Annotated in this window: 24 protein-coding genes and 1 pseudogene; 11 read left to right on the forward strand and 14 right to left on the reverse strand. The window is 52.0% G+C overall.

The window, feature by feature from the left end:
• Positions 1 to 13 precede the first annotated feature (13 nt).
• Together ACJ9N4_RS12050 and ACJ9N4_RS12055 are read right to left on the reverse strand one after the other, a co-directional pair.
• A complete protein-coding gene (locus tag ACJ9N4_RS12050) occupies positions 14 to 898 on the reverse strand; it encodes a nucleoside-specific channel-forming protein Tsx (protein ID WP_182273924.1) in 885 nt (294 codons plus the stop codon).
• A gap of 269 nt (positions 899 to 1,167) precedes the next feature.
• Complete coding sequence (locus ACJ9N4_RS12055) at positions 1,168 to 1,707, reverse strand: DUF3251 domain-containing protein (RefSeq protein WP_196390911.1); 540 nt, start codon at positions 1,705 to 1,707, stop codon at positions 1,168 to 1,170.
• 152 nt (positions 1,708 to 1,859) lie between these two features.
• Here ACJ9N4_RS12055 and nrdR point away from each other — a divergent pair, with 152 nt between their 5' ends.
• The 5 genes from nrdR to thiL all read left to right on the forward strand — a co-directional run bounded on the left by nrdR (position 1,860) and on the right by thiL (position 5,465).
• Positions 1,860 to 2,309 (forward strand): transcriptional regulator NrdR, encoded by a 450-nt coding sequence (nrdR, locus tag ACJ9N4_RS12060; RefSeq protein WP_182273926.1) that lies wholly within the window; start codon positions 1,860 to 1,862, stop codon positions 2,307 to 2,309.
• Positions 2,310 to 2,313: 4 nt separating this feature from the next.
• On the forward strand, positions 2,314 to 3,417 hold the full coding sequence (ribD, locus tag ACJ9N4_RS12065) for a bifunctional diaminohydroxyphosphoribosylaminopyrimidine deaminase/5-amino-6-(5-phosphoribosylamino)uracil reductase RibD (RefSeq protein ID WP_182273927.1): 1,104 nt from the start codon (positions 2,314 to 2,316) through the stop codon (positions 3,415 to 3,417).
• 87 nt (positions 3,418 to 3,504) lie between these two features.
• The gene (ribE, locus tag ACJ9N4_RS12070; protein WP_006176874.1) at positions 3,505 to 3,975 is read left to right on the forward strand and encodes a 6,7-dimethyl-8-ribityllumazine synthase; all 471 of its coding nucleotides are present in this window, start codon (positions 3,505 to 3,507) and stop codon (positions 3,973 to 3,975) included.
• Between the two features lie 21 nt (positions 3,976 to 3,996).
• Positions 3,997 to 4,416, forward strand: coding sequence for a transcription antitermination factor NusB (gene nusB, locus ACJ9N4_RS12075; RefSeq protein WP_006809908.1), 420 nt, complete (start codon positions 3,997 to 3,999; stop codon positions 4,414 to 4,416).
• 77 nt (positions 4,417 to 4,493) lie between these two features.
• Positions 4,494 to 5,465 (forward strand): thiamine-phosphate kinase, encoded by a 972-nt coding sequence (gene thiL / locus ACJ9N4_RS12080; RefSeq protein ID WP_182919487.1) that lies wholly within the window; start codon positions 4,494 to 4,496, stop codon positions 5,463 to 5,465.
• Positions 5,466 to 5,522: 57 nt separating this feature from the next.
• On the opposite strand, the pseudogene ACJ9N4_RS12085 reads toward thiL, so the two are convergent.
• Positions 5,523 to 5,725: pseudogene (locus tag ACJ9N4_RS12085) on the reverse strand (transposase); the annotation flags it as partial.
• Between the two features lie 211 nt (positions 5,726 to 5,936).
• Here ACJ9N4_RS12085 and ACJ9N4_RS12090 point away from each other — a divergent pair.
• From ACJ9N4_RS12090 to ACJ9N4_RS12105, 4 genes are read left to right on the forward strand one after another with little or no spacing between them, the layout of a single operon-like run.
• A complete protein-coding gene (locus ACJ9N4_RS12090) occupies positions 5,937 to 6,767 on the forward strand; it encodes a DUF3289 family protein (protein WP_182919488.1) in 831 nt (276 codons plus the stop codon).
• 4 nt (positions 6,768 to 6,771) lie between these two features.
• Entirely contained in the window at positions 6,772 to 7,233 is a 462-nt protein-coding gene (locus tag ACJ9N4_RS12095) for a DUF943 family protein (protein ID WP_182919489.1), read from the forward strand.
• Positions 7,234 to 7,276: 43 nt separating this feature from the next.
• Entirely contained in the window at positions 7,277 to 7,738 is a 462-nt protein-coding gene (locus ACJ9N4_RS12100) for a DUF943 family protein (protein WP_182919490.1), read from the forward strand.
• A 43-nt stretch (positions 7,739 to 7,781) separates the two neighbouring features.
• Positions 7,782 to 8,243 (forward strand): DUF943 family protein, encoded by a 462-nt coding sequence (locus ACJ9N4_RS12105; protein ID WP_182919491.1) that lies wholly within the window; start codon positions 7,782 to 7,784, stop codon positions 8,241 to 8,243.
• Positions 8,244 to 8,333: 90 nt separating this feature from the next.
• Here the strand turns inward: ACJ9N4_RS12105 and dxs are convergent, their stop codons facing one another.
• From dxs to xseB, 3 genes are read right to left on the reverse strand one after another with little or no spacing between them, the layout of a single operon-like run.
• Positions 8,334 to 10,196 (reverse strand): 1-deoxy-D-xylulose-5-phosphate synthase, encoded by a 1,863-nt coding sequence (gene dxs / locus ACJ9N4_RS12110; RefSeq protein ID WP_182919492.1) that lies wholly within the window; start codon positions 10,194 to 10,196, stop codon positions 8,334 to 8,336.
• Between the two features lie 24 nt (positions 10,197 to 10,220).
• Positions 10,221 to 11,120: a (2E,6E)-farnesyl diphosphate synthase gene (gene ispA, locus ACJ9N4_RS12115; protein WP_182273935.1), complete on the reverse strand. Its 900-nt coding sequence runs from the start codon at positions 11,118 to 11,120 to the stop codon at positions 10,221 to 10,223.
• Positions 11,121 to 11,363 carry an exodeoxyribonuclease VII small subunit gene (gene xseB / locus ACJ9N4_RS12120; RefSeq protein WP_008503331.1) on the reverse strand — a complete coding sequence of 81 codons (243 nt, stop codon included), beginning with the start codon at positions 11,361 to 11,363 and terminating at the stop codon, positions 11,121 to 11,123. It abuts the gene before it with no gap.
• A gap of 173 nt (positions 11,364 to 11,536) precedes the next feature.
• Between xseB and thiI the strand changes: the two genes are divergently transcribed.
• Positions 11,537 to 12,985 carry a tRNA uracil 4-sulfurtransferase ThiI gene (thiI, locus tag ACJ9N4_RS12125; RefSeq protein WP_182273937.1) on the forward strand — a complete coding sequence of 483 codons (1,449 nt, stop codon included), beginning with the start codon at positions 11,537 to 11,539 and terminating at the stop codon, positions 12,983 to 12,985.
• Between the two features lie 103 nt (positions 12,986 to 13,088).
• Here the strand turns inward: thiI and yajL are convergent, their stop codons facing one another.
• Both yajL and panE read right to left on the reverse strand, forming a co-directional pair.
• Complete coding sequence (yajL, locus tag ACJ9N4_RS12130; RefSeq protein WP_182273938.1) at positions 13,089 to 13,679, reverse strand: protein deglycase YajL; 591 nt, start codon at positions 13,677 to 13,679, stop codon at positions 13,089 to 13,091.
• Positions 13,642 to 14,553, reverse strand: coding sequence for a 2-dehydropantoate 2-reductase (gene panE / locus ACJ9N4_RS12135; RefSeq protein WP_182919493.1), 912 nt, complete (start codon positions 14,551 to 14,553; stop codon positions 13,642 to 13,644). The genes yajL and panE overlap by 38 nt, the downstream gene beginning before the upstream one ends.
• Before the next feature lie 128 nt (positions 14,554 to 14,681).
• Between panE and ACJ9N4_RS12140 the strand changes: the two genes are divergently transcribed.
• Entirely contained in the window at positions 14,682 to 15,173 is a 492-nt protein-coding gene (locus ACJ9N4_RS12140; protein ID WP_182273940.1) for a YajQ family cyclic di-GMP-binding protein, read from the forward strand.
• Positions 15,174 to 15,205: 32 nt separating this feature from the next.
• On the opposite strand, the gene ACJ9N4_RS12145 is transcribed toward ACJ9N4_RS12140, so the two are convergent.
• The 6 genes from ACJ9N4_RS12145 to cyoA form a co-directional block, all read right to left on the reverse strand.
• Positions 15,206 to 16,567, reverse strand: coding sequence for an MFS transporter (locus ACJ9N4_RS12145; RefSeq protein WP_411500517.1), 1,362 nt, complete (start codon positions 16,565 to 16,567; stop codon positions 15,206 to 15,208).
• A 149-nt stretch (positions 16,568 to 16,716) separates the two neighbouring features.
• Positions 16,717 to 17,604 carry a heme o synthase gene (gene cyoE / locus ACJ9N4_RS12150; protein ID WP_182273942.1) on the reverse strand — a complete coding sequence of 296 codons (888 nt, stop codon included), beginning with the start codon at positions 17,602 to 17,604 and terminating at the stop codon, positions 16,717 to 16,719.
• A gap of 11 nt (positions 17,605 to 17,615) precedes the next feature.
• Positions 17,616 to 17,942 (reverse strand): cytochrome o ubiquinol oxidase subunit IV, encoded by a 327-nt coding sequence (locus tag ACJ9N4_RS12155; protein WP_182919495.1) that lies wholly within the window; start codon positions 17,940 to 17,942, stop codon positions 17,616 to 17,618.
• A complete protein-coding gene (locus tag ACJ9N4_RS12160) occupies positions 17,942 to 18,556 on the reverse strand; it encodes a cytochrome o ubiquinol oxidase subunit III (protein ID WP_182273944.1) in 615 nt (204 codons plus the stop codon). The genes ACJ9N4_RS12155 and ACJ9N4_RS12160 overlap by 1 nt, the downstream gene beginning before the upstream one ends.
• Entirely contained in the window at positions 18,546 to 20,537 is a 1,992-nt protein-coding gene (gene cyoB, locus ACJ9N4_RS12165; protein ID WP_182273945.1) for a cytochrome o ubiquinol oxidase subunit I, read from the reverse strand. Before cyoB ends, ACJ9N4_RS12160 begins: the two co-directional genes overlap by 11 nt.
• A 16-nt stretch (positions 20,538 to 20,553) precedes the next feature.
• Entirely contained in the window at positions 20,554 to 21,501 is a 948-nt protein-coding gene (cyoA, locus tag ACJ9N4_RS12170; RefSeq protein ID WP_182273946.1) for a cytochrome o ubiquinol oxidase subunit II, read from the reverse strand.
• Positions 21,502 to 21,596 lie beyond the last annotated feature (95 nt).

A 21,596-nucleotide genomic window follows, 5' to 3' on the forward strand; every position in this document is an offset into this window, starting at 1 on the left:
AGCCCCGCGCTGATTAGAAGTTGTAACCTACGACCAGGTAACCACCCCAACCGGTAGAGCGTACGTTGAAGTCGCCGTTGCCGAAGTTCAGGCTTGCGTCGTCGTTCCACTGACCACCGTTGTGCCAGTAACGCGCCACAACAGAGTAATGCCAGTGATCGTAGTTCAGTGCCAGAATGTGGCTGGAAGCGATAGAGTTGCCGGTGCGCGCGTGCTTGCCGTTATTATCGTAGAAGTTGTCGCTACCCAGATCGGAGCCCCAGTCGAAGTTGGTGAAGCCGATGTAGCTTAGGTTTCCGCCCCACAGCTTGGTGATTGGCACAAAGTATTTCACTTTGAAGCGGTAGCCATCCCACTCGTTTTCGTTGGATGCGCCATAGTTCTGCCACTGGTATTTCGCGTAAATGTTCATGGACAGGCTCATCGGCAGACCAGTGTCGATGTCCGTACCCAGACCCATGTACCAGGTGCTCTGTTCCTGAGAATCGTTACGACCCATGTCGTAGATGTAGTTGTTCGCGAAATACCACTCTTTGAACGGACCGAAGCTCAGATCGGTACCGGTCAGTTTGTCGATGGAGAAGCGCGGTTCGATCTCCATGAACAGTGGGGAACCGTTGTTCCAGATACCTTTCGCATCGGTGTTACCACCGAAGAAGACCGGCAGATCCACATAGCCATAGAAATCAAACCAGTCTTTCTTGGCAAATGCTTCGTACTCGAGGTAGGTATCGTTGCGGATCTGTGGTCCGAAACGGGTGTCGTAGCTGCCGACTACGTTAACGCTCTGGTGCCACCAGTCGGAGAGGTACTGTGGTTTGTCGTTTTCCGCTGCGTTAACAGTGAAAGAGGAGGAAAGTGCCAGCACTGCGCCGGCTGCAAGTAATGTTTTTTTCATAATCATGCCACTGATTGAAATTCCCTTCCGGGAGTGAAAAATGCGCGATTTGCGTTTCTAAATATTTCGTGTTTCTGCGGAGCCTATTATAGGAATCCCTGCTCACAAAAATATGTGTTGTTTCACAGTTCTCTCACGCACGTAATCGATTGCGTTCACGTTTGCGTACTTTAGACGGCGGGATTGTAACGGCAAACATTTATGTTGCCAATCTTTGCGGGATGTAAATGTTAGCGGAGTGACATTGCACTCCGCTAAAAAAGGGGAGGTTACTGCGCGACGGGCTGGATATCGTGGATGCGAATAAAACCTAATTGTTCCGGTGTGAGGCCGTTCAACTGGAGTGGAATATCAACATCACTCGGAGCCAGTATGCTGGCCGGGGCAGTGAATAGCTGGTTTTTCACGTTAATTTCCTGATAGCTCTCTGTAGTACCCTGAATCTGCCCCCACTCTACGGTGCCGCTAAATGCCGGGAGCGGATCGTTTGATTCGCCCTGAATGCGCAATGTTGCGCGAGTACCATCGGCATTCGCCGCAACGTTGACCAGCGACATTTTCAGCGTGCCAACCTGGCTATTGAGACGCGCGGGCGTATTGGCTCCGGGCAGCAGGTAAACGCCCTGGCTGGATTTTGCATTCAGTGCGTTTTGTTGGGTGATCTTCACCGTCTCTTTGTTCAGTTTGTCCATTGCCGTATTAAGCGTATTCACGCTTTGTTTCATCTGGCGGACTTCAGTTTGCTGTGCGCAGGCGCTAAGGGTGAAGAGGCTTCCCACCAGGAGAATTCTTAGATAACGTCTTGTCATTGCGTTTATTTCCTTGAAATAACGGATCTCCGTAATGGTAGCCAGTTGGATCCCGTCAGACATAGATCCTTTGTCTCAAAAAGCTCTTCCTTTGTTGTCAGGCCAGTTCAGGGTAAAATGAAAGTCAGTTAACCGGATAACAGGGATACCGTATGCATTGCCCATTCTGCTCCGCTGTGGATACCAAAGTCATCGATTCTCGTCTTGTGGGCGAAGGGTCTTCTGTACGTCGCCGTAGGCAATGTCTGGTGTGCAACGAGCGCTTCACGACCTTTGAGGTCGCAGAGCTGGTAATGCCACGGGTGGTAAAAAGTAACGATGTGCGTGAGCCATTCAACGAAGAGAAACTGCGTAGCGGGATGCTCAAGGCGCTGGAAAAACGTCCCGTCAGTGCTGACGACGTTGAAATGGCGCTAAACCATATTAAATCTCACCTGCGTGGAACCGGCGAACGCGAAGTGCCAAGCAAAATGATTGGCAATCTGGTGATGGAACAGCTGAAAAAGCTCGATAAAGTTGCCTATATCCGCTTTGCTTCCGTATACCGCAGTTTCGAAGACATCAAAGAGTTCGGCGAAGAGATCGCCCGCTTACAGGATTAAACTCATGCAGGATGAGATTTACATGGCGCGAGCCATGAAGCTGGCGCAGCGTGGACGTTTTACCACTCATCCCAACCCGAACGTCGGCTGCGTTATCGTGAAAGATGGCGAGATTGTGGGCGAAGGGTTCCACTATCGCGCGGGCGAACCGCATGCCGAAGTGCATGCCTTGCGTATGGCGGGCGAAAAAGCGCGCGGTGCAACAGCCTACGTGACGCTTGAGCCATGCAGCCATCATGGGCGGACGCCGCCGTGCTGCGAAGCGCTGATTGCGGCGGGTGTCTCGCGTGTGGTTGCGGCGATGCAGGATCCCAATCCACAGGTCGCCGGACGCGGGCTGTACCGTCTGCAGCAGGAAGGGATCGACGTCAGTCACGGTCTAATGATGGGCGACGCGGAAGCCATTAACAAAGGCTTCCTGAAGCGTATGCGCACCGGATTCCCGTATATTCAACTTAAGCTGGGAGCCTCGCTGGATGGTCGCACGGCGATGGCGAACGGTGAAAGCCAGTGGATCACCTCCCCGCAGGCAAGGCGCGATGTGCAACGTCTGCGCGCGCAAAGCCATGCTATTCTCACCAGCAGTGAAACGGTTCTGGCTGACGATCCGGCTATGACCGTACGCTGGAATGAGCTAAATGCCGATACCCAGGCGCTTTATCCGCAGGAGAACCTGCGCCAGCCGCTGCGTATTGTCATTGATAGCCAGAACCGTGTGACGCCTGAGCACCGCATCGTCCAGCAACCGGGTGAAACCTGGTTTGCCCGCACGCAGGAGGATCCGCGGGCATGGCCAGACGGTGTGCGCAGCATTATGGTGCCGGAACACAACGGGCACCTCGATTTAGTGGTGCTGATGATGTTACTTGGCAAACAACAGGTAAACAGCATCTGGGTAGAAGCGGGCCCGACGCTGGCTGGCGCGATGTTACAGGCGGGGTTGGTGGATGAACTGGTTGTCTATGTTGCGCCTAAACTGTTAGGTAGCGATGCTCGCGGCCTGTTTGTGCTGCCTGGCCTTGAAAAACTGGCTGATGCCCCACAACTCAAATTTAGCGAGATACGTCCTGTTGGCCCGGATGTTTGCCTCCATTTAACGACAGCGTAATTGCTCCTGAAATAGGGAAGCAGTGCGCAAAGTATTATGATAAAATCCGCCCCCCTGCGGGGCTAAATGAACCCGTAAAGGAAGAGTATGAACATTATTGAAGCTGCTGTAGCTACCCCGGACGCTCGCGTCGCCATCACCATTGCGCGTTTCAACAACTTCATCAACGACAGCCTGCTGGAAGGTGCGATTGACGCCCTGAAACGTATCGGCCAGGTTAAAGATGACAACATTACTGTTGTTTGGGTTCCAGGTGCTTATGAACTGCCTCTGGCAGCGGGTGCGCTGGCAAAAACCGGTAAGTACGACGCGGTGATTGCGCTGGGTACCGTTATTCGCGGCGGCACTGCGCACTTCGAATACGTTGCGGGCGGTGCAAGCAATGGTCTGGCACACGTTGCACAGGACGCTGAAATTCCTGTCGCGTTTGGCGTGCTGACCACCGAAAGTATTGAACAAGCCATCGAACGTGCTGGCACCAAAGCCGGTAACAAAGGTGCAGAAGCTGCACTGACCGCGCTTGAAATGATCAATGTATTGAAAGCCATCAAGGCCTGATTTTTTTGTAAGGGGAATTCCGTGAAACCTGCTGCTCGTCGCCGCGCCCGTGAATGTGCCGTCCAGGCACTTTACTCCTGGCAGTTGTCCCAGAACGACATCGCTGATGTTGAATACCAGTTCCTGTCAGAACAGGACGTGAAAGACGTTGACGTTCTGTACTTCCGTGAACTGCTGTCGGGAGTGGCGACTAATAGCGCGTATCTCGATGGTTTGATGAAACCATACCTGTCCCGTCTGCTCGAAGAGCTGGGCCAGGTGGAAAAAGCAGTGCTGCGTATTGCGCTGTTTGAGCTGTCTAAACGTGATGATGTGCCGTACAAAGTGGCCATCAACGAAGCGATCGAACTGGCAAAAACCTTCGGTGCTGAAGACAGCCACAAGTTTGTTAACGGCGTGCTGGATAAAGCCGCACCTGCGATCCGTCCCCACAAAAAGTGATCCGCAAACCGGAGTCTCGCATTGCCCTGGCGGCAGTGCGGCTCCGGTTTTTTCTTTTCTTTGCTGAGGCATAACGTATGGCTTGCGGCGAATTCTCCCTGATTGCCCGTTATTTTGACCGTGTCAGAACCTCTCGTCTTGATGTTGAAACCGGCATTGGCGATGACTGCGCACTTCTCAATATTCCTGAAAAACAGACGCTGGCAATCAGCACCGACACCTTAGTGTGCGGTCGTCATTTCTTACCTGATATCGATCCTGCCGATCTGGCGTATAAAGCGCTGGCGGTTAACGTGAGCGATCTGGCCGCGATGGGGGCCGATCCCGCGTGGTTAACGCTGGCTTTAACCCTGCCAGATGTCGATGAAACCTGGCTTGAAGCTTTCAGCGATGCGCTGTTTGAGCAGCTTAACTACTATGATATGCAGCTGATTGGTGGTGATACAACCGGCGGGCCGCTGTCGATGACGCTTGCGATCCACGGCTATGTGCCGGTTGGACGCGCGCTGAAGCGCTCGGGTGCAAAACCGGGTGACTGGATCTACGTGACCGGCACGCCGGGCGACAGTGCGGCGGGGCTGGCGATTCTTCAGGATCGCTTAACGGTTGCAGATGCTGACGACGCGGCGTATCTGTTGAAACGCCATCTGCGACCAACGCCACGTATTTTACAGGGGCAGGCACTGCGTGAACGCGCCAGTTCGGCTATCGATCTCTCTGACGGGCTTATCTCCGACCTCGGCCATATTCTCAAGGCCAGTGGTGTGGGGGCGCGTGTTGACCTGGATCTGTTCCCGCTATCAGAGCAACTTCTCCGTCACGTTGACGCTGAGCAGGCCCTGCGCTGGGCGCTGTCCGGTGGGGAAGATTACGAGCTGTGCTTTACCGTCCCTGAGCTTAACCGCGGGACGCTGGATGTGGCGTTAGCCCACCTTGGCACGAAATTTACCTGCATCGGGCAGATTATGCCTGAGAGCGAAGGGCTGCAGTTTGTTCGTAACGGCGCGCCAGTGATACTTGACTGGAAAGGGTACGATCATTTTGCCTAAATTAGAGCCGGTCCTGTTTAATACATCCCCATGTAACCTCAAGATTCAGGTTTCATCTCTGAATTCTCGCGGATAACTGAAATAACGATTGTTCCGGGCATGCTCATTCATTAACTTCCACATTCGCTCTATCCGATTCAGGTTAGGGTCGTAAGGTGGAAGGTAATGAAGTTCGGTATTCTCCACTTCTGCTTAGTCTTTTATTGACTGCGAACGGTGATAACCCTACCGTCCAGAATAATGATGTGCATTTTCTGGCTATTTACGTATCTCCTTGAAAAAACGTAACGCAAATTTAATTAGGTTAATGGATATATTGGAGAGAGGTTATTTATTGCGTGAATGTTATTTGTATGATTTTTTCCATTTAATTTATTTGTTATTTTTTTATCTTGCCGTCTGGCGTATGATATTCGTGGAATGAGGATGTAAGTTATAGGATTGTTGGTTCGTATACTATGAGGGATGAGTATGTACCACATGAATTTTCCTTGCGAAATACTATTTCAGACAAAAAATCGATTTAATGATGCAAGTACAGATGATATGCGGCATAGTGATCTGTCTGCTTTAGAATTACAATCATTAGGGTTAAACGATGTTTCGACTATAGTCGATCCCTATAGGATGACCTTCAAAGATAACGTTAGCTATCCATTTATTACCGGGTATTCCCCTAAAGACGATCAACGCATTACCCCTGATGAATGCGCCAGTATACTTTTTGATGAAATGAGGGAATTATCAGGGTTGTTTGCTTCCGGGCAATATAAAAATTTAATTGGAGAGATGATTAACCATTTTCAACATGGAGATGGCAGACCTTTTGGCTATAACGCGTTACTCAACAGAGCATTTTCTGACCTTCTTAGAGCAAAGCAATATAGAGATACTACGCTCGGTGTTATCAGGGATGTAATTAATAAACATGTCAGTGACAGGCGTAAACAAGTTGGTAGTCGGAATTTTATTTGGGATGTAAAAACAGAAATATCGAGAACGACATTGCCTAAGTTTAATGATTTCGAGGACCGATTCAACGGAATGGGGATCACCATCCATGATATCTATTTCCAGAGAATTGTTATGCTTAATTTTAGAAGATACCAGATAGGGTGGGAGGCGGACATATTATTTGAAGCTCAGGATCATTTTGGCCTGGGGCGAGAAGATATTACTAAAAAACTATACCAAAGCTTCAGGTTTTTTCGGATATGGTTTGTTCTTCAGCGATATAACTGCTTTTCATTTAAACCTTTTGTGACGAACTTCAAGGCTTCTGTAAAACTGACGGGGCGATAATGATATGAAAAAATCCTGGTTTGTTTATATGGCGATTGCGGTGGTTGTGGTTATATTTAGTCTTTGGGAGGATATTTATCCTGTGAAAATCATTGATGTCCATCGCAGTACTGATCGCCCTGGCTATGATGATATTATCGTTGACCATTTCCCGTTAACGGATCGGGGGAGAATTAACTGGTGGCTATCTCAGCGGGATATGCTTAAGAAAAAATATAACATCCCCTCCGGGCAGGAATTTGTTTTGACGGTCTGGGACGTGGGGGAGGGGTATCTGCGGGACTCTCCGCGAGAAGATTATTTTTGTTTTCCTGATATGACATCAGAGAAGAACTGTATTGAGAAAAATAAACTTCTTAAGGTTGATGCCAGGTATTCTGATAAAAATAAAGTTAATTTTATCATCGGTGGTAATAAGTACATCATGGATAAAAAAGATGGCTCGATGACTAAGGCGCGGTATTAAAAGCCGCGATTGGGCTGTATCAAATTATCGGAGCGATAATGATATGAAAAAATCCTGGTTTGTTTATATGGCGATTGTTTTGGTTGTGATTGCTTTTAGTTTCTGGGATCATATTTATCCTGTGAAAATCATTGATGTCCATCGCAGTACTGATCGCCCTGGCTATGATGATATTATCGTTGACCATTTCCCGTTAACGGATCGGGGGAGAATTAACTGGTGGCTATCTCAGCGGGATATGCTTAAGAATAAATATAGCATTCCCTCCGGGCAAGAATTTGTTTTGACGGTCTGGGATGTGGGGGACGGGTATCTGCGGGACTCTCCGCGAGAAGATTATTTTTGTTTTCCTGATATGACATCAGAGAAGAACTGTATTGAAAAAAACGAACTCCTTGCAGTCGATACCAGATTTTCTGATGAAAACAAAGTTAATTTTATTATTGGTGATAATAAGTACATCATGGATAAAAAAGATGGCTCGATAACTAAGGCGTGGTATTAAAATCCGCGATTGGGTAGTATCAAATTATCGGAGCGATAATGCTATGAAAAAATCCTGGTTTATTTATCTGGCAATTGCAGTAGTTGTGATTGCTTTTAGTCTTTGGGATGATATTTACCCTGTAAAAATTATTGATGTCCATCGCAGTACTGATAAATTTGATTATGATGATATTATCGTTGACCATTTCCCGTTAACGGATCGGGGACGAATTGACTGGTGGTTATCTCAGCGGGATATGCTTAAGAAAAAATACAACATCCCCTCCGGGCAGGAATTTGTTTTGATGGTCTGGGATGTGGGGGGCGGGTATCTGCGGGACTCTCCGCGAGAGGATTATTTTTGTTTTCCTGATATGACATCAGAGAAGAATTGTATTGAAAAAAATAACCTTCTTAAGGTTGACGCCAGGTTTTCTGATGAAGACAAAGTTAATTTTATTATTGATAATAATAAGTACATTATGAATAAAAAAGATGGCTCGATAACTAAAGAGCGGTACTGAATGCTACTTTGGCGATGTGTTCAACGGCTTGATTAATTCCGCTCTGCTCCCGCTAACAAAATAAGTCTAACAGGAGCAGTGGGGAAGGTGTTATGCCAGCCAGGTACGGATTTTGGCTTCGATACCTGCGGCATCCAGGCCGATGGCCGCACGGGCCTCGTCCTGCGTCCCTTGTGGGATGAAGTGATCAGGCAGGCCGAGGTTCAGTACCGGAACAGCTTTACGGTTCGCCATCAGCACCTCGTTCACGCCGCTGCCCGCGCCGCCCATAATGGCGTTTTCTTCCAGCGTCACCAGCACGTCATGGCTTTCTGCCATGCTCAGGATCAGAGATTCATCGAGCGGTTTCACAAAACGCATATCCACCAGGGTGGCATTCAGCGTTTCAGCGACTTTTGCCGCTTCCGGCATCAGCGTACCGAAGTTCAGGATCGCCACTGTCTGACCGCGACGTTTGACCAGGCCTTTACCCATTGCCAGTTTCTCCAGCGGTTGCAGCTCAACGCCTACGGCATTGCCGCGTGGGTAACGAACTGCGCTTGGGCCGTCCTGATAGTGGTAGCCGGTAAATAGCATCTGACGGCATTCGTTCTCATCGCTCGGCGTCATGATGACCATGTCCGGTATGCAACGCAGGAACGACAGATCAAATGCGCCCTGATGCGTTTGACCGTCAGCCCCCACGATACCCGCACGGTCGATCGCAAACAGTACCGGCAGCTTCTGAATGGCAACGTCATGGATAACCTGGTCGTAGGCGCGTTGCAGGAAGGTGGAGTAGATAGCCACAACCGGCTTGTAGCCGCCAATTGCCAGGCCTGCCGCGAATGTCACTGCATGCTGCTCGGCAATCGCCACGTCAAAATACTGGTCAGGGAATTTTTTGGAAAACTCCACCATACCGGAGCCTTCACGCATGGCAGGCGTTACCGCCATCAGCTTGTTGTCTTTCGCCGCCGTTTCACACAGCCAGTCGCCAAAGATTTTCGAATAGCTCGGCATACCGCCGCTGCTTTTCGGCAGGCAGCCGCTGGTATGGTCAAATTTCGGTACCGCGTGGAAGGTGATCGGGTCTTTTTCCGCCGGTTCGTAACCACGCCCTTTTTTGGTCATGATGTGCAGGAACTGCGGGCCTTTCAGGTCGCGCATGTTTTTGAGCGTCGTGATCAGACCCAGCACGTCGTGGCCGTCGACCGGGCCAATGTAGTTAAAGCCCAGCTCTTCAAACAGCGTACCCGGCACAACCATACCTTTGATATGTTCTTCGGTACGTTTGAGCAGCTCTTTAATTGGCGGTACGCCGGAGAAGACTTTTTTGCCGCCTTCACGCAGCGAGGAGTAAAGTTTTCCGGAGAGCAACTGCGCCAGATGGTTATTCAGTGCGCCGACGTTTTCGGAAATCGACATCTCGTTATCGTTAAGGATAACCAGCATGTCCGGCTTGATATCTCCTGCATGGTTCATGGCCTCAAAAGCCATACCAGCGGTGATTGCGCCGTCACCAATCACGCAGACGGTGCGACGCTGCTTGTTCTCTTTTTCGGCGGCAACGGCAATACCGATACCGGCAGAAATTGACGTGGAGGAGTGGCCGACGCTTAACACGTCATACTCGCTCTCACCGCGCCACGGGAACGGGTGCAGGCCACCTTTCTGGCGAATGGTGCCGATTTTATCGCGACGTCCGGTCAGAATTTTGTGCGGATATGCCTGGTGACCTACGTCCCAGATCAGCTGATCGAACGGCGTGTTATAGACGTAATGCAGCGCCACTGTCAGCTCAACCGTGCCAAGCCCGGAGGCGAAATGACCGCTGGAGCGGCTGACGCTGTCGAGCAAGTAGCGACGCAGCTCGTCGCACAGTTTCGGCAGGCTCTCTTTCGGCAACAGGCGTAACTCCTGGGTGGAGTCTACTAACGCCAGTGTCGGGTATTTGGCAATATCAAAACTCATCAAAGGCTCATCGAGATATTTAGTTTATTTATCACGCTGGATTATATAGTCCGCTAGCGCTTCCAGTGCCGAGGTATCCAGGGATTGCGCAGCCAGCTGATTCAGCGACTGGCGGGCATCCGCTATCAGGTCCCGGGCTTTACGTTGGGCTTGCTCAAGGCCCAGAAGGGCGGGGTAGGTACTTTTGCCAAGCTGCTGGTCTGCACCCTGACGTTTTCCCAATGTTGCAGTATCGCCCACCACATCCAGAATGTCATCCTGAACCTGGAATGCCAGGCCAATACTTTCTGCGTATCTGTCCAGAACCGGCAGGGCTTTTCGCCCTTGTTCACCTGCGCTCAGCGCGCCCAGGCGAACGGCTGCACGAATGAGTGCCCCCGTTTTATGGCGGTGAATACGTTCCAGCTGTTCCAGATTAACCTGACGCCCTTCTGCATCAAGATCCAGTGCCTGTCCACCGCACATTCCTGCGACGCCACTGGCCATCGCCAGTTCGGACACCATCGCCAGACGGTCGCGGTCACTCACTTCAACCATCGGCGCATCGCTTAAAATCGAGAACGCCAGCGTTTGCAGGGCATCCCCCGCCAGAATGGCATTGGCTTCGCCAAACCGGATATGGCAGGTAGGTTGACCACGACGCAGGTCATCATCATCCATCGCCGGTAAATCATCGTGGATCAGCGAGTAAGCGTGGATGCACTCAACGGCAGCTGCCGGGGCGTCCAGCGTAGTATCGCTGATACCAAACATCTTGCCTGTGGCATAGACCAGGAACGGACGCAGGCGCTTTCCGCCCAAGAGTGCGCCATAGTGCATGGCCTCAACCAGAGGAGTGTTCTGAAAAGGCTGTGGCTCGATAAAACGGCGCAGGGCGTCGTTGGCGCGATTCACACACGCCTGAAGCTCGTTGGCGAAATCCATTTACTCGGCGTCCGGTGTGAAAGGCGTTGTTTTAGCATCTTCGCTGTCGGACAGCAGGATTTGCACGCGCTGCTCGGCCTGCTGCAGTTTGACCTGCCCCTGACGTGCCAGCTGCACGCCACGCTCGAATTCGTTGAGCGCCTCTTCCAGCGGTAAATCACCGCTCTCAAGGCGGGTGACGATCTGCTCCAGTTCACTCAGCGCAGTTTCGAAACTGGCCGGTGCGTCGTTCTTCTTCGGCATAGTGAATTTGACTCTTTCTATTTTTAGCCCTGTCATGGTAACGGACTCAGGCGGAGAAGCAAATAACGCTCAATGGTGATATACTCGCGCGCCTGGATGCAGCCACGGGTGTGGGCTGTAATATTATTTTCCATTACAAGCCTTAACAAGCTTGCCTAAGAAACATTGCCGCCATGAAGTTTATCATTAAATTGTTCCCTGAAATCACCATCAAAAGCCAATCTGTGCGTTTGCGCTTTATTAAAATTCTCACCGGGAACATTCGTAACGTATTAAAGCACTACGACGAAACGCTTGCCGTGGTGCGTCACTGGGATCACGTTGAAGTTCGCGCGAAAGACGAAAACAAACGTCAGGATATTCGCGACGCGCTGACCCGTATTCCGGGTATTCATCATATTCTGGAAGTGGAAGATGTTCCGTTCAGCGATATGCACGACATCTTCGAGAAAGCGCTGGTACAGTACCGCAACCAGATCGAAGGTAAAACCTTCTGCGTGCGCGTGAAACGTCGTGGCAAGCACGAGTTCAGCTCGATTGAAGTGGAACGTTACGTTGGCGGCGGTCTTAACCAACACGTGGAAACTGCGCGCGTACGTCTGACTAACCCGGACGTGACCGTGAATCTGGAGATCGAAAACGATCGCCTGCTGCTGGTCAAAGGCCGTTACGAAGGTATTGGCGGTTTCCCGATCGGCACTCAGGAAGACGTGCTGTCGCTGATCTCCGGCGGGTTCGATTCTGGCGTTTCCAGCTACATGCTGATGCGTCGCGGTTGCCGCGTACACTACTGCTTCTTCAATCTGGGTGGTGCAGCGCATGAAATCGGTGTGCGTCAGGTGGCACATTACCTGTGGAACCGCTTTGGCAGCTCCCACCGCGTGCGTTTTGTGGCGATCAACTTCGAGCCGGTGGTTGGCGAAATCCTTGAGAAAGTGGACGACGGCCAGATGGGCGTCGTGCTGAAGCGCATGATGGTACGTGCGGCGTCCAAAGTGGCTGAACGTTACGGCGTACAGGCGCTGGTGACGGGGGAAGCGCTGGGCCAGGTCTCCAGCCAGACGCTGACCAACCTGCGTCTTATCGACAATGTTTCTGATACGCTGATCCTGCGCCCACTGATCTCCCACGATAAAGAACATATCATCGATCTGGCGCGTGAAATCGGTACCGAAGATTTTGCCCGTACCATGCCAGAGTATTGCGGTGTGATCTCAAAAAGTCCGACCGTAAAAGCGGTGAAGGCGAAGATTGAAGCGGAAGAAGAGAACTTCGATTTCGCGATCCTCGAGAAGGTGGTAGAGGAAGCGTCCAACATTGATATCCGCGATATTGCCCAGCAGACCGGGCAGGAAGTGGTTGAAGTTGAAACCGTGAGCGGTTTTGGTGCCAACGATGCGATTCTGGATATCCGTTCTATCGACGAACAGGATGACAAACCGCTGAAAGTCGAAGGGGTGGAAGTGGTTTCTCTGCCGTTCTACAAGCTGAGCACGAAGTTTGGCGATCTCGATCAGAGCAAAACGTATTTGCTGTGGTGTGAGCGTGGGGTGATGAGCCGTCTGCAGGCGCTGTATCTGCGTGAGCAGGGCTTTGCGAACGTGAAGGTGTATCGCCCGTAGTTCATTGCCGGGGAGTGCGGTATGTTGCCCTCACCCCGATCCTCTCCCACGGGAGAGGGAGAAAAACCTGGAAACGGCAACCTGTGTGGTTGCCGTTTTACTTTTATTCGTAGTAATTATAAATTCCCGCCGGCATGACCAGCGACGACGCCACTTCATACGCCTTCTCGCGCCCGACCAGCAGGTCGATAATCTTTAGCGCAAAATCAATCGCGGTTCCCGGCCCCTGGCTAGTGAGCAGGTTGACACGCGGATCCCAGACAACGCGTTTATCGACCCACTGGTCTTCCGGAATGCGGTCTTTCAGCGCCGGGAAACCGGTCATATTGCCGATCGGGAAAATATCGTGTGGAACCAGCACCGTTCCGGCTGCGGCACAGATTGTCGCGACGATGCGGCCAGACAGGTGAAACTGCCTGACGGTTTCCACTAACAGTGGGCTGTCGCGAAAACACTCGGCTCCTTTCAGGCCGCCGGGAAGAACGATAATGTCGTAATCACCGTCAGCCACCTGTACCAGCGGGGCATCCGCCAGTATTTTCACCCCGCGTGAACAGGTGATCGCCAGATTACCGTCGCTGGCAACGCTTGCCGTCGTCACCGCAATACCGCCTCGCACCATCAGGTCGATAGTGGTGACGGCTTCCATTTCTTCGCTACCAGGGGCGAGGCATACCAGTGCCGATGCGCTCATACTCACTCTCCTTACGTTTAACCAGGTCATACAGGCGGGCGTTTTCCGGCACCGCAATGCCGTGTGCGCGGGCGCGTTTTAACAGATAGCCGGTGATGTAGTCGATCTCAGTGTGGCGTAACGCCCGAACGTCCTGCAACATTGAAGAGATATTTTCTGCCGTACTATCAATTACCTGCTCGACATAATAGCGTAAATCGTCTGCTGAGGTATGCAAGCCCTCGCGCTCCACCACTGAGGCGACCTCGGCGCACAGCGTGGCAATTTCCTGCGGATGGTTTTTCAGTTCGCCGTTCGGACAGTCCCATAAAGCCGTCAACGGATTGATCACACAGTTGACTGCTAATTTGCGCCACAGTTGAGGGAGAATGTTGTTGTGCCAGGCGACATCCGGCAGCACCTTTTGCAGTGTGTCTGCCAGATAGCTGTAGTCGCCATCCTGCTCACGAGCTGGGCCAATATGCGTTATCCCGCTGGCGACATGTACGATGATGTTGCCATCCCGGCGCGCCGCATGGGTTGTCGTGGCCATCAGCAGCGGCTGAGGGATATTTTTCAGTTCATCAATCGTCCCCATGCCGTTATGCAGTAGCAAAATGGGCGAGGTGGGGGGGAGCTGGGCGGCCAGCGCTTTTACCGCATCTGAAACCTGCCACGCCTTCAGTGTGACCAGTAGCAGATCGCTTTGCGCCAGGAAATCAGGATCGTTCGCGGTGAGGGATTCGTTAAAGATACTTCCGTCTTCACCAATCAGGTTTACACTGCAGTATGGCTGAGGGACGCGTAACCAGCCCTGCACCTCGTGTCCGTGCTTGCATAGCGCAGTCAGCCATAGCTGACCAAGCGCTCCGCATCCGAGCACTGTAATTTTCATTGTTCCTCCTCACCTGCAACTGCGCCAGGTGTTACGGCCTAAGTATAGCGCCGTCAGCTAAGCTTCTGTTGAGTTATGCCTCGTAGCGGGTATTATGCAACGCAACAAAAATGAAGGGAGAAGAAAAGATGCCATCTTTCGATATTGTTTCCGAAGTTGATATCCAGGAAGTCCGCAACGGCGTAGAAAACGCCAGCCGTGAAGTTGAGTCACGTTTCGATTTTCGTGGTGTTGAGGCAACATTTGACCTGAATGAGGCAAATAAGACCATCAAGGTGCTGAGTGAGTCTGATTTCCAGGTTAACCAGCTGCTGGATATTTTGCGCGCCAAGCTGCTGAAGCGCGGCATTGAAGGTACCTCACTGGATGTGCCGGAAGAGTTCGTACACAGCGGTAAAACCTGGTTTGTTGAAGCTAAACTGAAGCAGGGTATTGAGAGCGCGGTGCAGAAGAAAATCGTTAAGCTCATCAAAGATAGCAAGCTGAAAGTTCAGGCGCAGATCCAGGGCGAAGAGATCCGTGTCACCGGTAAATCTCGTGATGACCTGCAGGGCGTAATGGCGCTGATCCGTGGCGGCGATCTGGGGCAGCCGTTCCAGTTCAAAAACTTCCGCGATTAAGACGAAAAAGCCCGGTTTAACCGGGCTTTTTTTCAGGCTTTCAGCACCTGCTCCACTTCGAAGCGGTTGGTCACTTTGCTGTCTATTTTGATATAGGCACTGCGTTCTTCCGGGGCGATCAGCACTTCACTCACGCCCTCAGTGGCCTCAAGACGCTGTTTCAGCGCATCGTTGATGTCGATGTCCCCTGGAATTTCTACGCGCAGGCTGCTCACGTAGCGTGGTTCTTTCATGGTGCTGGCGACCAGCAGCCAGACCATCGCCAGCAGGGCACCTGCCAGGAATACGGTTTGCGAATCAAACAGGCCATCCACCCAGCCGCCGAACGCACCACCGATGGCCACGCCGATAAACTGGCTGGTGGAGTAGATGCCCATCGCGGTGCCTTTGTAACCGGCAGGCGATTCTTTGCTGATCAGCGACGGTAGCAGGGCTTCCATCAGGTTAAATGCCAGGAAGAAGAGTTGCACCCCCGCGACCAGCTCCCAGAAATGCGGGCCGGAACCCCACAGCACGATCTCGGCAATCAGTAACACCGCCACGCAGCCAACGAAGACGCGTTTCATCTTGCGCTTCACTTCGGCGTAAATAATAAACGGCACCACCGAGACGAACGAAATCAGCATCGTCACCAGATAAATTTTCCAGTGCTCAGCGGCAGGGAAACCCGCAGACGCCAGCTGGCCGGGCAGGGCGACAAAGGTCGACATCAGCAGGATATGCAGGCACATGATGCCAAAGTTCAGCTTCAGCAAGCGCGGCTCAACGAGCACTTTGCTAAAGCAGCCTTTCACCATCCCGGACTCACGGTTGAGGACGTGGTTTTTGCTGTCTGGCACTACCCACAGCGTGAGCGCAATACCGATGGTCGCCAGCACGGCAATCATCCAGAACAGGGCATGCAGACCCAGCTTATGGGTGATGACAGGGCCAAGCACCATCGCAATGGCAAAGGTGACGCCAAAGCTGACGCCGATAAACGCCATCGCTTTGGTACGGTTCTGTTCACGAGTTAAATCTGACAGCAGTGCCATCACGGCGGCTGCAATTGCGCCGGAACCCTGCAGGGCGCGGCCAAGAATAATGCCCCAGATGGAGTGGGAGAGGGCGGCAATGATGCTGCCGAGCACAAAGACGAGTAGCCCGCCGACAATCAGCGGTTTGCGGCCAACGCGATCGGAGAGCAGGCCGAAAGGGATCTGGAATATCGCCTGGGCTAAACCGTAGATACCTATGGCCAGGCCAATCAGTGCTTCGCTGGCTCCCTGTAGCGCCATACCGTACGTGGTCAGAACAGGCAGGACCATAAACATGCCAAGCATCCGTAGCGAGAAAACAGTCCCTAAGCCCCAGGTCGCGCGTAGCTCGCCTGGCGTCATTTTATAATCGTTCATTACCACCTCAGTTCAAGAGCAGGCCATAGTGTAGTGCGGGGAAGGGGCGGGGTAAATACAGGGTTATTTAACAAATATTACATGCATTATTAATAGATTCAGTGAATAAAAAAGGGTGCCGAAGCACCCCTTTATTCACTTGCTATGGCTTACCAGACGTAAGTCAGCAGGTGATGCGATTCGGGTACCATGAAATCCACGGACATCATCACGGACAGAGAGGTGATGGCCACAATCGAGAACACGAACAGCTTACGTGCCCAGACTTTGTCATCTTCCACTTTGTAGCCGCGCAGGGCCATGCCGAGCCACCAGACGCTCACCGCAGCCGCCACCACCAGATATTTATACCCGGCGTAACCGCCCAGAGAGAGCATCAGCGTTGCCACAGCAAAGGCGATGATGTACAGCGTGATGTGGTTCTTGGCAACGGAGATGCCTTTCACAACCGGCAGAACCGGGATGTTCGCTGCCTGATAATCCTTGAAGCGGAAAATCGCAATGGCATAGGAGTGCGGCATCTGCCACAGGCTAAAGATAGCCAGCAGGATCAACGCACCACTGTCGAACTCATTTGTGACGGCACAGTAGCCAATCACCGGCGGCGCAGCGCCGGAGAGAGAACCAATCAGCGTACCGTAGACGGAGTGACGCTTCATATACAGGCTGTAAACGCCCACATAAACCACGAACCCCATCACCCCCAGCCAGCAGGCCAGCGGGTTAGCACCAAACCACAGCAGCATAAAGCCAGCAATACCCAGCAAGGTGGCGTACACCAGCGAGACGGAAGGGGCGATCAGGCCTTTAACCAGCACCCGATTTTTGGTCCTTTCCATCTTCTTGTCGATATCCATGTCGATGTAGTTGTTAAATACACAACCGGACGCAACAACCAGTGACACACCAATCAGCGTGTAGATAAAGAGGGTGTAATCAATGCTGCCCTTAGAGGCCAGCAAGAACCCTCCGATCACGGAGATCAGGTTGCCAAAGATGATGCCTGGTTTCGTTACTTGCAGGTATTGCTTAAACATACTCGCCGCTCTTAGTGAACCATCATGTTGTAGTTAAGGTTCCACATAATCCAGATGGAACCGACTACCAGGATAGCGATGATAATCACGGTAAAGATAAAGGCCGTCATGTTCCAGCCTTCATCGGACTTGGTGTTCATGTGCAGGAAGCAAACCAGATGCACCAGAATCTGAACCACCGCGGTGGCCAGGACTGTGCCCAGAATCACCGCGTGAGATGCAGAACCGTTCATCACCATCCAGAACGGGATCACCGTCAGGATGATCGACAGGATAAAACCTGTCATGTAGGTTTTTACGCTACCGTGGGAAGCGCCATGATCGTTTGAATGACTCATTACATCGCCCCCATCAGATAGACTACAGAGAACACACAGATCCATACAACGTCCAGGAAGTGCCAGAACAGGCTCAGGCACATGATACGTGTACGGTTAGTGCTGGTCAGACCGCGACGGGAAACCTGGAACATCAGTACCGCCATCCAGATAAGCCCGGAGGTTACGTGCAGACCGTGAGTTCCTACCAGCGCGAAGAACGCAGACAGGAAGCCACTGCGATCCGGGCCCATACCTTCCATAATCAGGTGATGGAATTCATAGATTTCCATCCCGATGAATCCAGCACCAAACAACCAGGTCAACGCCAGCCAGGAGACAACCTGGCTCTTGTTGTTTTTGTACATGGCGATAGCCGCCATGCCGTAGGTGATGGAGCTGAACAGCAGCAGTGCGGTTTCTACCAGAACGAACGGCAGTTCAAAAATGTCCTTACCAGTCGGGCCGCCCGCAGTGCCGTTCACCAGAACGGCATAGGTCGCGAACAGACAGCAGAACAGAATGCAGTCGCTCATCAGGTAGATCCAGAAACCGAAGACTTTCGTCGGCCCTGTATCGTGGTGCGCATGGTCATGCGCGTGGGCAGTAGAGTGCGCCAGAGTATCAGTTGCCATTTTTCAGCCCCGCTTTAGAAATCTCATCGAAATGCTGGTTTTCCAGTTTTTCGACTTCACGGACTGGTACGTAGTAGTCCACGTCCTCGTCAAAGCTCTTCACGATCCAGCTAATGATGATGCCTGCGAAGCTCGCAATCGCCATCCACCAGATGTGCCAGATCATGGCGAAGCCAAATACCGTTGCGAAAGCGGCAATGATAATGCCCGCGCCGCTGTTTTTCGGCATGTGGATCTCTTCGTAATGAGCAGGTTGCTTATACGCTTCACCTTTTTCTTTCATTTCCCAGAATGCGTCGCGCTCATGGATCTGCGGCACAATGGCGAAGTTATAGAACGGAGGTGGAGAAGAGGTCGCCCACTCCAGCGTACGGCCACCCCACGGGTCACCGGTCAGGTCACGGTTCTGATCGCGGTCGCGAATAGAGACGTAGTACTGAATCAGCTGGCACAGGATACCGCAGGCAATCAGCACCGCACCGCATGCTGCAACAACCAGCATTGGGTGGAACTGTGGATCGATCTGCTGGCTCAGGCGACGGGTCATACCCATGAAGCCCAGCACGTACAGCGGCATAAATGCCACGAAGAAGCCGATGATCCAGAACCAGAACGCGCGTTTACCCCAGGTTTCGTTCAGCGTGAAGCCGAACGCTTTTGGCCACCAGTAGGTTACGCCAGCGAAGCAGCCGAAGACCACACCACCGATGATAACGTTATGGAAGTGCGCAATCAGGAACAGGCTGTTGTGCAGAACGAAGTCAGCACCTGGTACTGCCAGCAGTACGCCGGTCATCCCACCTACAGAGAAGGTGACGATGAAGCCGATGGTCCACAGCATGGCTGAGTGGAACACGATACGACCCTGGTACATGGTGAACAACCAGTTGAAGATCTTAACCCCGGTCGGGATTGCGATAATCATGGTGGTGATACCGAAGAAGGCGTTTACGTTCGCGCCCGCACCCATAGTGAAGAAGTGGTGCAGCCAAACGATGAACGACAGAACGGTAATACACACGGTTGCCCACACCAGTGAGGTGTAACCAAACAGGCGCTTACGCGAGAAGGTTGCAGCGATTTCGGAGAACACCCCGAAGACCGGCAGAACCAGGATGTACACTTCCGGGTGACCCCAGGCCCAAATCAGGTTGATGTACATCATCATGTTGCCACCCATATCGTTGGTAAAGAAATGGGTGCCCAGGTAGCGGTCCAGGGTCAGCAGCGCGACGGTGACAGTCAGAATTGGGAAGGACGCAATGATCAGGATGTTGGCGCACAGAGATGCCCAGGTAAATACCGGCATCTTGAACATAGTCATGCCAGGGGCACGCATCTTGATAATGGTCACGAAGAAGTTAATACCGGTCAGGGTTGTACCGATACCGGAGAGCTGAATCGCCCAAATCCAGTAGTCGACACCTACGCCAGGACTGTATTCAATTCCCGAAAGCGGTGGGTAAGCCAGCCAGCCGGTCTGCGCGAATTCGCCCACACCCAGTGACAGGTTAACCAGGATAACGCCGACAACCGTAAACCAGAAGCTCAGGTTGTTCAGGAACGGGAATGCAACGTCGCGCGCGCCGATTTGCAGCGGAACAACAACGTTCATCAGACCGATAACCAGCGGCATCGCCACGAAGAAGATCATGATAACGCCGTGAGCGGTAAAGATCTGATCGTAGTGGTGAGGCGGCAGGAAGCCCGCTTCACCCGCAGAGGCAAGCACCTGCTGGCTACGCATCATGATGGCATCCGCAAAGCCACGAATTAACATGACGATACCGACGATGCAGTACATGATACCGAGTTTTTTGTGGTCAACCGAAGTCAGCCACTCATTCCACAGGTAGCTCCACTTACCGAAGTAAGTGATTAAGGCCAGTAAAGCCGCACCACCAATGATAATTGCAGCCACCGTAACCACGATAATGGGTTCATGGTATGGCACTGCATCCAGTGTCAATTTTCCGAACATTTTCTTCCTCGGCCCCTTAGTGAGCGGTTTCCGCGTGGCTCATGTCCATGCCTTCCATACCTTCGTGTGCGCTATGCTCACCTTCAGTCTGGGTCATGTCCATGCTCTTGCCGTGATCCATAAATTTGCCAATAACGTCTTTGAACAAATCAGGTTTCACGTTAGAGAAGTACTCCACCTTGTTGTATTCGCTAGGTGCAGCCACTTTGTCGAACGCCGCCATGTCAGACATGGTGTTCTGAGACTGTTTCGCTTTTTCAACCCACTGGTCGAAAGCGGCACGGTCTGGCGTCGCGATAGCTTTGAACTTCATACCTGAGAAGCCCGGGCCGCTATAGCTGGCGGAGATACCATCGTAGGTGCCTGCTTCATTCGCGATCAGGTGCAGGTTAGTCTGCATACCGGCCATCGCGTAGATCTGGCTACCCAGACGCGGGATGAAGAAGGAGTTCATTACGGAGTTGGAGGTCACTTTGAACTGAACCGGAGTGTTCGCCGGGAAGGCGATTTCATTCACGGTAGCAATGCCCTGTTCCGGATAGATGAAGAACCATTTCCAGTCCATGGAGACCACTTCGATGGTAATCGGTTTTTCATCATGAACCAGCGGTTTGCTAGGTTCGAGGGAGTGAGTGGTTTTCCAGGTCAGCACGGCAAGGAACAGGATGATCAGAATAGGCACTGTCCAGACCACAGCTTCCACTTTATTGGAGTGTGACCAGTTAGGGCTATACTTCGCATCTTTATTGCTCGCACGATACTTCCAGGCGAAACCAACAGCCATCAAAACGGCAGGAATAACCACAATCATCATCAGGCCAAAAGCCGTCAGAATCAATGAACGTTGTTCCAGTCCAATCTGTCCTTTGGGGTCAAGTAGTGCAGAATCACAGCCACTGAGTAATACAGTGCCCGCAAATAATGACAACCATCCCAAACTTTTATTGTATTTCCTGAGTCTCATTTAACGACCTCAATTCCACGGGAGTCTGGTGGCGTTTAAAGTGTGGGGGCATTTTACGGGAAGGTTACATTACTGTAAACATCATTAGGTCTGTG

This window comes from Enterobacter sp. LM3, from assembly GCF_046622475.1.
Classification (GTDB): Bacteria; Pseudomonadota; Gammaproteobacteria; order Enterobacterales; family Enterobacteriaceae; genus Enterobacter; species Enterobacter cloacae_P.

What these genes read in the sequence shown, in the direction of transcription:
- ACJ9N4_RS12050 (WP_182273924.1), bottom strand. Translation starts at nt 898, where the DNA reads ATGAAAAAAACATTACTTGCAGCCGGCGCAGTGCTGGCACTTTCCTCC.
- ACJ9N4_RS12055 (WP_196390911.1), bottom strand. Translation starts at nt 1,707, where the DNA reads ATGACAAGACGTTATCTAAGAATTCTCCTGGTGGGAAGCCTCTTCACC.
- nrdR (WP_182273926.1), top strand. Translation starts at nt 1,860, where the DNA reads ATGCATTGCCCATTCTGCTCCGCTGTGGATACCAAAGTCATCGATTCT.
- ribD (WP_182273927.1), top strand. Translation starts at nt 2,314, where the DNA reads ATGCAGGATGAGATTTACATGGCGCGAGCCATGAAGCTGGCGCAGCGT.
- ribE (WP_006176874.1), top strand. Translation starts at nt 3,505, where the DNA reads ATGAACATTATTGAAGCTGCTGTAGCTACCCCGGACGCTCGCGTCGCC.
- thiL (WP_182919487.1), top strand. Translation starts at nt 4,494, where the DNA reads ATGGCTTGCGGCGAATTCTCCCTGATTGCCCGTTATTTTGACCGTGTC.
- ACJ9N4_RS12090 (WP_182919488.1), top strand. Translation starts at nt 5,937, where the DNA reads ATGTACCACATGAATTTTCCTTGCGAAATACTATTTCAGACAAAAAAT.
- ACJ9N4_RS12095 (WP_182919489.1), top strand. Translation starts at nt 6,772, where the DNA reads ATGAAAAAATCCTGGTTTGTTTATATGGCGATTGCGGTGGTTGTGGTT.
- ACJ9N4_RS12100 (WP_182919490.1), top strand. Translation starts at nt 7,277, where the DNA reads ATGAAAAAATCCTGGTTTGTTTATATGGCGATTGTTTTGGTTGTGATT.
- ACJ9N4_RS12105 (WP_182919491.1), top strand. Translation starts at nt 7,782, where the DNA reads ATGAAAAAATCCTGGTTTATTTATCTGGCAATTGCAGTAGTTGTGATT.
- dxs (WP_182919492.1), bottom strand. Translation starts at nt 10,196, where the DNA reads ATGAGTTTTGATATTGCCAAATACCCGACACTGGCGTTAGTAGACTCC.
- ispA (WP_182273935.1), bottom strand. Translation starts at nt 11,120, where the DNA reads ATGGATTTCGCCAACGAGCTTCAGGCGTGTGTGAATCGCGCCAACGAC.
- xseB (WP_008503331.1), bottom strand. Translation starts at nt 11,363, where the DNA reads ATGCCGAAGAAGAACGACGCACCGGCCAGTTTCGAAACTGCGCTGAGT.
- thiI (WP_182273937.1), top strand. Translation starts at nt 11,537, where the DNA reads ATGAAGTTTATCATTAAATTGTTCCCTGAAATCACCATCAAAAGCCAA.
- yajL (WP_182273938.1), bottom strand. Translation starts at nt 13,679, where the DNA reads ATGAGCGCATCGGCACTGGTATGCCTCGCCCCTGGTAGCGAAGAAATG.
- panE (WP_182919493.1), bottom strand. Translation starts at nt 14,553, where the DNA reads ATGAAAATTACAGTGCTCGGATGCGGAGCGCTTGGTCAGCTATGGCTG.
- ACJ9N4_RS12140 (WP_182273940.1), top strand. Translation starts at nt 14,682, where the DNA reads ATGCCATCTTTCGATATTGTTTCCGAAGTTGATATCCAGGAAGTCCGC.
- ACJ9N4_RS12145 (WP_411500517.1), bottom strand. Translation starts at nt 16,567, where the DNA reads ATGAACGATTATAAAATGACGCCAGGCGAGCTACGCGCGACCTGGGGC.
- cyoE (WP_182273942.1), bottom strand. Translation starts at nt 17,604, where the DNA reads ATGTTTAAGCAATACCTGCAAGTAACGAAACCAGGCATCATCTTTGGC.
- ACJ9N4_RS12155 (WP_182919495.1), bottom strand. Translation starts at nt 17,942, where the DNA reads ATGAGTCATTCAAACGATCATGGCGCTTCCCACGGTAGCGTAAAAACC.
- ACJ9N4_RS12160 (WP_182273944.1), bottom strand. Translation starts at nt 18,556, where the DNA reads ATGGCAACTGATACTCTGGCGCACTCTACTGCCCACGCGCATGACCAT.
- cyoB (WP_182273945.1), bottom strand. Translation starts at nt 20,537, where the DNA reads ATGTTCGGAAAATTGACACTGGATGCAGTGCCATACCATGAACCCATT.
- cyoA (WP_182273946.1), bottom strand. Translation starts at nt 21,501, where the DNA reads ATGAGACTCAGGAAATACAATAAAAGTTTGGGATGGTTGTCATTATTT.